Source organism: Desulfuromonas acetoxidans DSM 684 (assembly GCF_000167355.1).
In the GTDB taxonomy this organism is placed as follows: domain Bacteria; phylum Desulfobacterota; class Desulfuromonadia; order Desulfuromonadales; family Desulfuromonadaceae; genus Desulfuromonas; species Desulfuromonas acetoxidans.
Genome location: NZ_AAEW02000001.1, coordinates 154,572 through 166,207, shown reverse-complemented (window position 1 = coordinate 166,207; position 11,636 = coordinate 154,572). Strand labels below are relative to the sequence as shown.

Annotated in this window: 8 protein-coding genes and 1 riboswitch; of the genes, 5 read left to right on the top strand and 3 right to left on the bottom strand. The window is 54.6% G+C overall.

Annotated elements, in window-relative coordinates; genetic code table 11:
- Positions 1-29 precede the first annotated feature (29 nt).
- Positions 30-992, bottom strand: a complete 963-nt coding sequence (locus DACE_RS00700) for an AAA family ATPase (RefSeq protein WP_005997517.1) — start codon at positions 990-992, stop codon at positions 30-32.
- Positions 993-1,249: 257 nt separating this feature from the next.
- Here DACE_RS00700 and queF point away from each other — a divergent pair, with 257 nt between their 5' ends.
- Both queF and DACE_RS00690 read left to right on the top strand, forming a co-directional pair.
- Positions 1,250-2,077, top strand: coding sequence for an NADPH-dependent 7-cyano-7-deazaguanine reductase QueF (gene queF, locus DACE_RS00695; RefSeq protein WP_005997516.1), 828 nt, complete (start codon positions 1,250-1,252; stop codon positions 2,075-2,077).
- Positions 2,078-2,139: 62 nt separating this feature from the next.
- Positions 2,140-2,616, top strand: coding sequence for a PaaI family thioesterase (locus DACE_RS00690; protein ID WP_005997515.1), 477 nt, complete (start codon positions 2,140-2,142; stop codon positions 2,614-2,616).
- 615 nt (positions 2,617-3,231) lie between these two features.
- Here DACE_RS00690 and DACE_RS00685 read toward each other — a convergent pair.
- Together DACE_RS00685 and DACE_RS00680 are read right to left on the bottom strand one after the other, a co-directional pair.
- Positions 3,232-4,089: a DNA ligase gene (locus DACE_RS00685; RefSeq protein WP_040365807.1), complete on the bottom strand. Its 858-nt coding sequence runs from the start codon at positions 4,087-4,089 to the stop codon at positions 3,232-3,234.
- Entirely contained in the window at positions 4,086-6,689 is a 2,604-nt protein-coding gene (locus DACE_RS00680) for an ATP-binding protein (protein WP_005997511.1), read from the bottom strand. Before DACE_RS00680 ends, DACE_RS00685 begins: the two co-directional genes overlap by 4 nt.
- A gap of 269 nt (positions 6,690-6,958) precedes the next feature.
- Between DACE_RS00680 and DACE_RS00675 the strand changes: the two genes are divergently transcribed.
- The 3 genes from DACE_RS00675 (at position 6,959) to DACE_RS00665 (ending at position 11,622) form a co-directional block, all read left to right on the top strand.
- Entirely contained in the window at positions 6,959-8,362 is a 1,404-nt protein-coding gene (locus DACE_RS00675; protein WP_005997508.1) for an MFS transporter, read from the top strand.
- Positions 8,355-10,001 (top strand): fatty acid--CoA ligase, encoded by a 1,647-nt coding sequence (locus tag DACE_RS00670; RefSeq protein WP_040365852.1) that lies wholly within the window; start codon positions 8,355-8,357, stop codon positions 9,999-10,001. Before DACE_RS00675 ends, DACE_RS00670 begins: the two co-directional genes overlap by 8 nt.
- Positions 10,002-10,061: 60 nt before the next feature.
- A riboswitch (Fluoride riboswitch) is annotated at positions 10,062-10,132 on the top strand.
- A gap of 128 nt (positions 10,133-10,260) precedes the next feature.
- Positions 10,261-11,622: a voltage-gated chloride channel family protein gene (locus DACE_RS00665; RefSeq protein WP_005997502.1), complete on the top strand. Its 1,362-nt coding sequence runs from the start codon at positions 10,261-10,263 to the stop codon at positions 11,620-11,622.
- The last annotated feature ends 14 nt before the right edge of the window (positions 11,623-11,636 follow it).

Genomic DNA, 11,636 nt, shown 5'->3' with positions numbered 1-11,636 from the left:
CAGTAACGACGATGAGCAACAGTTGATGATTAAGGGATCGGGATGCGTTGCAGCAGTTGTCGCACGAATTGATCCACGGTGATGCCCTGAGCTTCCGCCTCGTAGGTGAGCAGAATGCGGTGGCGCAACACATCGTAAGCCAGGTTCTGGATATCTTCGGGAGTGACGAAATCACGTCCCTGCAGCCAGGCGCGGCTACGGGCACAGCGGTCCAAAGCAATGGTGGCGCGCGGGCTAGCACCGTACTGAATCCACCCGGCCAGATCGTCGCCATAAGCACGCGGATCACGTGTCGCAAGGATAATCTGCAGCAGATATTCTTCCAGAGCATCGGCCAGATAGACATCGAGAACCGCGGCCCGCGCTTGCTTAAGCTGGCTGCGGGTCAGTTGCTCCAGCGGCGCTTCCGGGACATGAGCGGCTTCGCGACGGGCCAGTTGGAGGATCTGCCGTTCGGCCTCGGCGTTGGGGTAGTCGATCATCACATGGAGCAGAAAGCGGTCGAGTTGCGCTTCGGGCAACGGATAGGTGCCCTCCTGTTCAATGGGGTTCTGGGTGGCCATGACCAGGAACGGTTCTTTGAGCGGATAGGTGGTCTGACCCACGGTGATCTGGCGCTCGGCCATGGCTTCGAGCAGTGCCGACTGCACCTTGGCCGGGGCACGGTTGATCTCGTCGGCCAGCACCAGATTGTGAAACAGCGGGCCCTGCTGGAATTCAAACTGGCCTTGCTGGGGGCGGTAAATCTCAGTGCCGGTCAGATCGGCGGGCAGCAGGTCAGGGGTGAACTGAATGCGGTGAAAGCTGCCTTCAAGATGATCACCCAGCAGGCGGATAGCGCGGGTTTTGGCCAGACCGGGAGCGCCTTCCACCAGCAGGTGGCCATCGGCAAGCAGGGCGATCAGCAGGCGTTCAATCAGTAGAGGTTGGCCGATGATCTGCTGATCAAGGCGCTGACTGAGCTGAACCAAGTGCTGTTGAATTGTTTCCATGAATTATTCTCCATAGTTACACAGAATGCTGCAGGTCAGGGTTCACGCTAATCATGCAATGGCGTAAATTCAAGGGGGTGTTGCGTAACTTATTGTTACAGGGTGGAAACAGTTGTACTCCTGAGGCTGGTTTTGGAAAAGGTGCAAATGCACAGTTCAGGGTTGTACTTTAAAAAAAACAGCAACATGCTATGATGCTTTGCCCTGTGGCTGTACAGTGTGGATGTGTGAAGGGCTTTTTTGGATAAGGACAGAGCATGAGCGATTTAACCGAAATTCCGCTGGGCAAGACCACCGAATACCCGAGTCAGTATGATGCTGGACTGTTGTACCCGGTGCCGCGTCATCTCAAGCGCGATGAGCTGGGCATCAGTGAGCCGCTGCCGTTTTATGGCGAAGATGTGTGGAACAGCTATGAATTGTCATGGCTCAACCGCAAGGGTAAGCCGGTGGTGGCGTTGGCTGTGTTCCGTTTTTCCTGTCAGTCACCCAATCTGGTCGAGTCCAAATCGTTCAAGCTGTATCTCAACTCACTCAACCAGACCCGCTTTGATGATCAACAGGCGGTGATCGATTGTCTGCAACGCGATTTGAGCCAGGCCAGCGGCAGCTCAGTAACGGTTGAGCTATCTTCCCTCGATGATCAGAGCCTGTGGCAGGTGCAGACCTTGCCGGGTGAATGTCTTGACAGTGTCGATCTCGATGTGGAACATTATCAGCTCAATGCCGATCTGCTGCGCGATGCCGCAGATTCAGCCGACCCGGTTGAGGAAACCCTCTACAGTCACCTGCTTAAAAGCAATTGTCTGATTACGTCGCAGCCCGATTGGGCCAGTGTGTGGATCTCGTATCGCGGTGGCCGTCTTGAGCGTCGGGCGCTGTTGGCGTATCTGATTTCGTTTCGGCAACACAATGAATTTCATGAGCAGTGCGTGGAGCGGATTTTTGCAGATCTGATGCGTTACTGTCATCCGCAATCCCTGACGGTTTACGCCCGTTATACCCGCCGTGGTGGCCTGGATATCAATCCCTGGCGCAGCACGGAACCCGGAACCGCCCCTCAGTGGCGGTTGAGCCGTCAGTAACATTCTTAGACCACCGGTTTTCCCTGACTGGGAGCAATCCGGATTTTTCAAGGAGTTCTATCATGGAAGAGACACCATCTGTTGTGTCGTCGTGCGTCGATCTCAGCGGCGACGACGATTGGACCCCGTTTGATGCGCCGTCGCTGGTTGGGGCGTCGTTGCGTTTTGTCTCCGGTGAGCCGGATGGCAATCGTTACCGAGTGCGCTATTACCGCAATGCCGAAGGGGAGTTGCGGGCGCGGATCTGGTTCGGCCCGGAAACTGAAGGTCCTCCGGGACATTCCCACGGTGGGGCCATGGCCGCCGTGTTTGACGAGGTGCTCGGTCTCGCGGCCTGGACCGCCGGTTATGGCATCGTTGTTGGTAATCTCAATGTCAGTTTCCGTAACATGCTGCCGCTGGGAACGGTCGCTACTGTAGTGAGCACGGTACTTTCTGCTGAAGGGCGTAAGATCAAGGTCCAGGGACGCCTGGTGCAGGGGGAGACGGTTTTTGCTGAGGCGGAGTGTTTGTGTATTACGTTGCCGCAGAAGTTTTAAACGGAAGTAAGTGGTTCCTGAGATAAGGCTGCTTGCTCCGGCCATCTTCATCCGTTTGCCTTGATGGTACGCACGTGACGCGGGCTTCCGCGCCCGCACGTCGGGGCACTTTTGCGTCGACAAAAGTACCGCAAAAACGACTCCCGGGCTTCGCGCTCTTCGAGTCCCCTCACTTCAGTCGCTTACGCCGTGATATCGGCAAAAACTCGCTGACGCTCAAACAGTTTGCCGAAAACCATCACGACGACGCTCCTTGTGTTCGGCGCTGCAGTACGGGAGGGCTTGGGTGCTAAATAACACACTTCTGTAGGGTGGCCACCGGCCACCCGTTTAACTCGTGCCACGGAAGAGATAGGGAAAGACACAGGATAGTTATCAACGTTTTACGCCAAAGATGATGGTTGCAAGATTTGCCGAGCTAAAGGGAGGCAAGCCGAACCTGCAATGCATAACAGAAACAGACTCAGTGTAGGTTAATCCAGGTCCAGGAGAAGTTCAGCCGGTTTTTGCATCCTTTTGAGCGGCAAGTCAAAAGGATGTCGCCTGCCGGGGCGAGTCCCGGCGACCTTGACTTTGATCTTGAATCGTTTTGAAGTGCCACATTGAAAGACTCTCTCACAGCCCCGCATCCAACCGCTGCCGCAAATAAACCGGAAACTTCGGCAGCCCCGATTGATACATCCCATAAAATTTATAGGTGATCACACTGCCGACGGCGGGTGGATGCTCCCGCTCTGCATCACTGAAACCACTGCCGATTTTAAACTGCACGCCGTCTTGCCGCTCTACCAGCAACGCACCTAGTCGCCCCTGGTTTCTCCCTGCTCCCGGCACATGTTCCACGACCACTGCCTCGGCATCCTGATAACGTTTGACTTTAAGAATCGAATGGCTGCGTCCCGATTCGTAGCTGGCCAGCGGGTCGCGGACGATCAACCCCTCGCCGCCCGATTGGACAATGCGCTCCAGTTCCGCTTCCATGTGGCCAACCGATTGAATCGGAATCTGCGGGATGACATGGGCGTAAGGCGATGGATGGTGTTGAAACCAATTTTGTGCTTTGCCAATGCGTTGTTGAAACGTTCCTTGTTCTTGCGGAACATCAAAGATCGCCAACTGTAAAGTTAACCAGCCCGAATGCGGTTGGTCCTGCATGACAATGCTGACGGTGTCTTCAAAGCGGCCACAGCCCGCCCACAACTCTCCTTCAACGGCAAAAGGCGGTAGATCCTCAATGAATTCCTGCGGAGGGTGAAGCCGATGGCTGTTTTTCGACCACAACTGCTCGCCGTCCCAATACCCGCGTACCCCGTCAAGTTTTTCACTCATCCACCAGCCCGTGATTGCCAAGGTTGTGTCATAACGGTGGGGCCGCATCAGGGTTGACGGTTCCATGGCCCAAACCGCGGAACAAATCCAGAGTTGAGCGGCAAGTGTTGCAAAGAGCAGAAGTGTGTTGAGGGCTCGGATCATGAGAGGTCGGACAGGGGCAGTCGCACATAGGAGGTGGTGCCCTGGTTGATGGTGCTTTCCACCCAGATTTCACCTTGATGGGCCTCTACAATGTGTTTGGCAATGGACATGCCCAGTCCCAGTCCGCCAACAGCGGTATTGGTGCCATCGACACGGTAGAATTTGTTGAAAATCCGTTCCACCTGAGCCGGAGTCATGCCGATCCCTTGATCGGCGATGGTCAGTAAAAAGCCGTCCGGTTCCCGTCGGGTCTCAATGCTAATGTTGCCTCCCTCGGGAGAATATTTAACCGCATTGCTGAGCAGGTTTTCAATGACCTGGGCCATCTTGTTCTCATCGATGTACAACATACTGTCGATGTCGTTGAGGTGGGTGATGAATTGATGGTCCGGACAACTGTCGCGATATTGCTCGATAAGGCCGACCAGGGTTTGCTGCAGAGGGATTTGCTTTTGATCCAGGGTGATCAGGCGACCGGATTCAATGCGACTCAAGTCAAGCAGGTCATCGACGATGGCGGCAAGGCTCTCGGACTTACTGGAGATGATCTGCAGATATTCCCGGCGTTCCTCGGCGGAAATATCCGGTGATTCCAGCAACAGATCAGAAAAACCGAGCATCGCGGTGAGCGGGGTGCGAAGCTCATGGGCTGCTGTGGAGATAAATTCACTTTTCAGCCGCGCCATTTCACGACTGCGGGTGACATCCTGCAGAAGAGTAATGGCGCCGCTGGGGATTGACTCGTTGTCATAAATGGCAGAAAAGCGTGCCTGAATCACACGCATCTCCTGGCGGGATTGATCCATCATTTCCACGTCAATGGTTGTGGTTGTTTTTTCCTGGGAGAGGATTGAGCCGAGTTCATCGCTGAACACCTGGCCATCGACAATGGTTTCAACGAGCTGACCGATGGCCTGGTGCTCGTCAACATCCAGTAACTTTTGTGCAGCACGGTTGATCATGGTGATGTGGTGGTCGCGGTTGGAAACGATCATCCCGTCGGTGAGCGAGGTGAGGATGGCGTTGATGTTATTGCGTGCCTCCTCCGATTCCTGAAGGGCTTTTTTCAGGGCGTGTTCAGTGTTTTTTTGCTGCGAGATATCTTTATGGGTTCCGGTCAGACGCAGTGGGTTGCCCTGCTGATCGCGACTGACCACCATGCCGCGACCGAGGATCCATTTCCAGCCGCCCTGCTTGGTTCTCATGCGGAATTCTGTGGCAAAGTGGGAGATCTCGCCACGCATGCAGCGTTCGTGAACCGGGCGGGTCTTTTTCATGTCATCCGGGTGGACTAGTTTTTCCCAAACATCAATGTGGTGTTCTATCTCATCGGGTTCGTAGCCGAGCATGCGGCACCAGCGTTCATCGACGATATTGCTGCCTGTCGAGACGTCCCAGTCCCAGAAACCGTCCTGAGAGCCATCCAGAGCCAGACGCAGTCGTTCCTCTTTTTCGTAGATGAGCTGTTCGGCAATTTTACGGATATGCAGATTCCACAGCAACAGACCGATCAGAACCAGCAGCAGCCCCCCGGCAACACCGAGCAGCCAGAAATCCTGCTTGGCCACCGGATAGAACCCGGCCGGTTTATTGATGCGTTGGCTGGAGGCTGGCAGTTGACTGGCTGAAATACCGAAGCGCTTGAGTTCGACATCGTCAAACAGATACACATTGGCGTCGCCGGTGATGACGGGTAACTGATTGATCGGAACTCCGGAGAGAATCTTCTCGGCCAGGCGGGCTGCTTCCCGGCCCTGTGCTTCGCTACTGATCAGCTTGCCGCCGAGCAGGCCATAACCGAGAAAAAAGTCCCAGAAGCTGTAGATGGGTACCGGACAGTTGCAGCGTAATGCTTTTATTGATTCACGAAAGGATAAAACCGTCCCGTCGCGGCGGGTCAACACACTGCTGAGGAAAATCAGTTGTCCGGGTTTGAGTGTGGCGACCTTTTTCTGCAGCTTTTCAATGGGGATATCACGCCATGTGGTGATTTTGAGGCCATGGCCGTAGCGGCGCAGGCTGCGTTCGATATCCTGATTGATGGCCAGGTCCGTGGCACCAAGACGGCTGCCGATCAAGATCAGTTCCTTACTGTTGGGTTGCAGTTTCAGAGCGACATCCAGAGTCTCTTCGACACTGAGGTCCTCGGCAACGCCGGTGATATTCTGTTCTGCGGTAAACTTTTCCGGATGGAAATCATTGACGCCGCAAAAGACGATGGGGCGGCTTGCGAACAAATCGTCACGGTATTGTACTGCCAGGTTGTAGGCATCATTATCCGTGACCAGAATCAGATCAAAGTCGAGGTTACGTAATTTGTATTGAAGTAGGGTGGAATACCGTTGAAGGTATTCTTTACCAGGATTGCGCTTGGTGTCCATGTAGTCCACATAGAGATGGACCGGCACGGGGCTGTTGGCAAAGTACTGTTCAAGACCTTTTTGCAGACCATCGGTCCACACCAGCCCGGCATGGTAGGAGTGAAGCACCAGAATATTATGGTGCTTCTCTTGGGCATGCAGTCCGCCGGGGATCAATAAAGAAATCCAGAGACTCACCAGGATCATGGTGCGCAAAAGTTTGGTTGTTAAAAAAGACATGGGAGATCCCATTGATCGATAAAAGTGTTAACGATGTGTATGAGTATGGCAAAAAAATAGGAACTTGTGCTTATTTTAATGGTCCTGTCTTGTTTTGCCGTGCTATCGGCTGTATGGCAACTTTATCGACCTCATGATAGGATACGCCATTTGCTGGGTAACTTTAACCTTCACCGGATGGCGCGTATTGAAACGATAACCTATCCTGTTGAATTATCGATGGTGTGCCTGGCGTATTACGACACGATGGTTTTGTATTAGAGGACGCTATGGCCGAGAAAAATTTGCGATTTGCTACCCTGAGTGTGGTGTGCGTCGCGCACTTCCTGATGCCGTTTATGATGTCGGCCGTGGGTGTGGCGTTGCCGGTCATTGGCCGGGAATTCCATGCCAGCGCCGTACAGCTTGGCCTGATTGAGACCAGTTATGTGGCCTCGGCATCGATTTTTTTACTGGCCATGGGCCGACTTGGCGACATTGTCGGCCGCCGCAAAATCTTTCAGATCGGTCTTGGCCTGTTTACCCTGGCTGGTGGTTTGATCTCGCAGGCCTGGGCGGTTGATGTTGTCATTGGTCTGCGGTTTTTTCAGGGCATGGGCGGCGCCATGGTCATGGCAACGACCATGGCGATTGTTGTGGCGGTCTTCCCGGAAAAAGATCGGGGCAAAGCCCTGGGCATTGCCGTTGCCAGTGTCTATGCTGGGATCTCCTGCGGGCCGTTTATCGGCGGCACTCTGGTATCAATTCTCGGCTGGCGATCAATCTTTTATCTGTGTATTCCTTTGGGGCTCACAGCGTTACTGACCACCACACTTCTGTTGCGTGATGAATGGGTCGGTGCGGCGGGGGAGCCGTTTGACTGGCAGGGCTGGCTGATTTATGCCGTGTCTATCGCCTCTCTGGTTGTCGGGGCCACTCATCTTGCCGAAGGGGTGTTGTTTCGCGTGTTGCTGGCGGGTGGCGTTTGCGGGGTGGTTCTGTTCCTGTGGTTTGAGACAAAACGACGCTTTCCGCTACTGAATATGGACTTGCTGCTGCACAACCGGGTGTTCGCCTTGAGTAATCTTGCGGCCATGTTCAACTATGCCGGAACCTTCAGTATGACCTTTTTCCTCAGTTTGTTTTTGCAGGTGGTGCTCGGTTTTGCGCCGCATGAGGCGGGCGGTGTCCTGATTATCCAACCCTTAGTGCAGACGCTGTTTTCGCCGGTTTGTGGGAGACTGTCCGATCGCTATCCCGCAGACTGGGTGGCAACGGCAGGCATGGCCTTGTGTGCGCTGGGTATCGGCATGGCCGCGACCTTGACGGCGGTCTCGCCGCTGTCTTTTATTGTGGTGATCCTGGTGGTGCTGGGGCTTGGCTTTGCCCTGTTCTCCTCACCGAACACGCGGGTGATCATGACCAGTGTTGCTGAGCGTGATCTGGGCGTGGCGTCCGGATTTTCCGCCAGCATGCGCACGCTCGGTATGATGGGCAGTATGACCATTGTCACAGTGATTTTTTCTTGGCAGATGGCTGGCCAGCCAATCACCCCGCAGACCCAGGATTTGTTTATTCAAAGCATGCACATCGCCCTGCAGATCTTCAGTGGGTTGTGTGCGATTGCTGTTTTCAGCTCGTTTGGTCGACACCAATCCCCTTCAAAACAATCAGGAGTACTCAATGATGAGTGATCATCGCATCCCCCGCACCGAATCAGCTTACACGTATCCCTTGTTGATCAAACATCTGTTGCAATCGCCACTGGTGCATCATCCACAACAGGAGATCGTCTACCGCGACCAGTTGCGTTATACGTATCGTGATCTGCATGAGCGGGTGTGCCGATTGGCCAACGCCTTGTTATCTTCCGGAGTCAAGGCCGGTGACACGGTGGCCGTGATGGACTGGGATAGCCACCGGTATCTGGAATGTTTTTTTGCCGTGCCGATGATTGGTGCGGTGTTGCATACGGTAAATGTCAAACTCTCTGCTGAGCAGATTCTTTACACCATTGACCATGCCGAAGACAACGTATTGCTGGTCCATCGTGATTTTGTGCCGATCATTGAACAGATCAAGGGGCGCATCGATATGGTGGATCATTATATTCTCCTCAACGATGGCGCGGCGGCGCTGGACAGCTCGATACCGTTTACGGCTGAATACGAATCATGGCTGGCTGATGCCTCGCCTTACGCGGAATTCCCCGATTTTGATGAGAACACCCGGGCGACCACCTTTTACACCACCGGCACCACCGGCCTGCCCAAGGGGGTGTACTTCAGCCATCGTCAGCTGGTCCTGCATACCATGGGCGTCCTTGCCGCCCTCGGGACACCGCAGCACCAGGGCCGACTCCACCAAGGCGATGTCTATATGCCGATCACCCCCATGTTTCATGTGCACGCGTGGGGGTTGCCCTATGTGGCCACGGCTCTGGGAGTCAAACAGGTGTATCCGGGGCGCTATGCTCCAGAGGTGCTGTTGGATCTGATCGATCGGGAGCAGGTGACTTTTTCCCACTGTGTGCCAACCATTCTACATATGCTGTTGAAAAGTTCCCATGTCGACCAGGTGGATCTGAGTCACTGGAAAGTGATTATCGGTGGTTCGGCCATGTCGCGTAGTCTGTGTCTCGAAGCGATGCAACGCGGGATTGATCTTTTCACCGGCTATGGCATGTCGGAGACCTGTCCGATTCTCTCTTTGGCGCATCTCGACGCTGAGATGCTTGAGCTGGAGGATGATGCCCAGGCGGAAATTCGCTGCAAAACCGGCCGCACCATGCCGCTGGTCGATGTGCGGGTGGTCGACGAACAGATGCAGGAAGTGCCCCGCGACGGTGTCTCCACAGGTGAAATTGTTGTGCGTGCGCCGTGGTTAACCCAGGGCTATCTCAAGGATACCCGCAACTCTGAGCAGTTGTGGCAGGGCGGCTATCTGCACACCGGCGATGTAGCCACCCGCGATACTAAAAACTATCTGAAAATTACCGATCGCACTAAAGACGTGATCAAAAGCGGCGGCGAGTGGATCTCCTCACTGGAGCTCGAAGATATTTTTTCCCATCATCCGGCCGTGGCCGAAGTGGCGGTTATTGCCCAGCCCGACGAAAAGTGGGGCGAACGACCCTTGGCCCTGGTGGTACTCAAGCCGGATCTGGAAACACCACCGGGGAAAAAGGAATTACTGGCATTGCTGCATGAATATACCGATACCGGGGTGATCTCCAAACAGGTGGTGCTGACCCGATTTAAATTTGTCGATAGCATTGATAAAACCAGTGTTGGGAAAACAGATAAACGCAGCCTGCGCGAAAAACATCTGTGAGGTAAACACCACCCCGATATGCTTGAAAAAAAGTGTCGGGAGGGCTAGAGTATTCGACGACATGTTAACGGGAATGGAGTTCTCCCGGTAACCGCCTGTCGATTTTTCAGGCTGATGACTCCTGTATGAGGACTTTGTTCGCAAGGTTTTCGTACAGGAGTTTTTTGTGGATAGCTTTTTTGTAAAAGGGTCTGTTTGATCCATTTTCCCGTGATCATTGTGGGATCACAATGGTGTTTAAGGACAAGGAGAAACTATCATGCCGATACGCTGGGATGTGCGTGAACATTTGAGTCTCGGCTGGTTTGTGGTGCGCTGGTTGCTGATGATCGCACCGGTTGCCGTCCTGATTGGTTCCAGCGTGGCTTTTTTCCTCTGGTTGCTGGCTGAGGCCACTCAGACCCGTTGGGCGCACCCTGAGCTGGTGTTTGGGTTGCCGCTGGCCGGTATCTTTATTGTCTGGTGCTATCACTCCATGGGCAGTACTGCCGGGGGCGGTAACAATCTGGTTATGGAGCAGATCCACCAACCCGGCGCCGGTATTCCCAAACGGATGATGCCGCTGGTGTTGTTTGCCACGGTGATCACCCACCTGTTTGGTGGTTCGGCCGGTCGCGAGGGAACTGCCGTGCAGATGGGCGGCAGCATTGCCCAGGTGTTCAGTCGGCCCTTTCGCCTCAGCGAGGAGGATACGCGTATTCTTCTCACCTGCGGGGTGGCCGCTGGTTTTGGTGCGGTCTTCGGCACGCCTTTGGCCGGAGCGATTTTTGCTCTTGAAGTGCTCGCTGTAGGCAAGATGCGCTATGAGGCTCTGATCCCGTGCCTGATGGCCAGTGTGCTCGGTGATCTGGTGTGTACCGCCTGGGGTATTGGTCATACCCAATATCAGATCGTGGCTCCAGAGCTGCATATTGATGCCGCCGTCGCCCATGTATCGCTGGTGTTGGCGGCCAAGGTGATGCTTGCGTCGATTCTGTTCGGCCTGGCCGGATTCCTGTTTGCCGAGATCACCCATGCGTTGTCCGGGCTGTTTAAAAAATATGTGACCCGCTACTGGTTGCGTCCGGTGATTGGTGCGGTTGTTGTCCTTGGCATCAGTTTTCTGCTCGGTACCCGCGATTATCTGGGTCTTGGTGTCGGTTCGGCAAGTGGCGACGGCATCTCCATTGTCAATGCCTTTTCCGGGGTCGGTGTCACGCCGTGGAGCTGGTGGTGGAAGCTGCTGCTGACCGCCATTACCTTGAGCAGTGGTTTCAAGGGCGGCGAAGTGACGCCGTTGTTTTTTGTCGGCGCAACCCTGGGCGCGGCGTTAGCCGGTGTGCTCGGTGTGCCGGTGGACCTGCTGGCCGGCATTGGTTTCATTGCCGTGTTCGCCGGTGCCACTAACACGCCACTGGCCTGTACCCTGATGGGGGTGGAGTTGTTTGGCGCTCAGTATCTGGAGTATTTTGCCATCGCCTGTTTTTTGTCCTACCTGTTCAGCGGCCACTCCAGTATCTATCTGTCACAACAGATTGCCGCACCCAAAGGCGGTGTTTTTCGATATCGGGGGGTGGATACCCTCAAATCGGCGCGTGATGCCCGCCGTTTCTGGTGGCATCGCCAGTCGCATGATGAATAGGGAGTTGTCATAAT

Coding starts and splice junctions, on each gene's coding strand:
- DACE_RS00700 (WP_005997517.1), bottom strand. CDS start 992: ATGGAAACAATTCAACAGCACTTGGTTCAGCTCAGTCAGCGCCTTGAT.
- queF (WP_005997516.1), top strand. CDS start 1,250: ATGAGCGATTTAACCGAAATTCCGCTGGGCAAGACCACCGAATACCCG.
- DACE_RS00690 (WP_005997515.1), top strand. CDS start 2,140: ATGGAAGAGACACCATCTGTTGTGTCGTCGTGCGTCGATCTCAGCGGC.
- DACE_RS00685 (WP_040365807.1), bottom strand. CDS start 4,089: ATGATCCGAGCCCTCAACACACTTCTGCTCTTTGCAACACTTGCCGCT.
- DACE_RS00680 (WP_005997511.1), bottom strand. CDS start 6,689: ATGTCTTTTTTAACAACCAAACTTTTGCGCACCATGATCCTGGTGAGT.
- DACE_RS00675 (WP_005997508.1), top strand. CDS start 6,959: ATGGCCGAGAAAAATTTGCGATTTGCTACCCTGAGTGTGGTGTGCGTC.
- DACE_RS00670 (WP_040365852.1), top strand. CDS start 8,355: ATGAGTGATCATCGCATCCCCCGCACCGAATCAGCTTACACGTATCCC.
- DACE_RS00665 (WP_005997502.1), top strand. CDS start 10,261: ATGCCGATACGCTGGGATGTGCGTGAACATTTGAGTCTCGGCTGGTTT.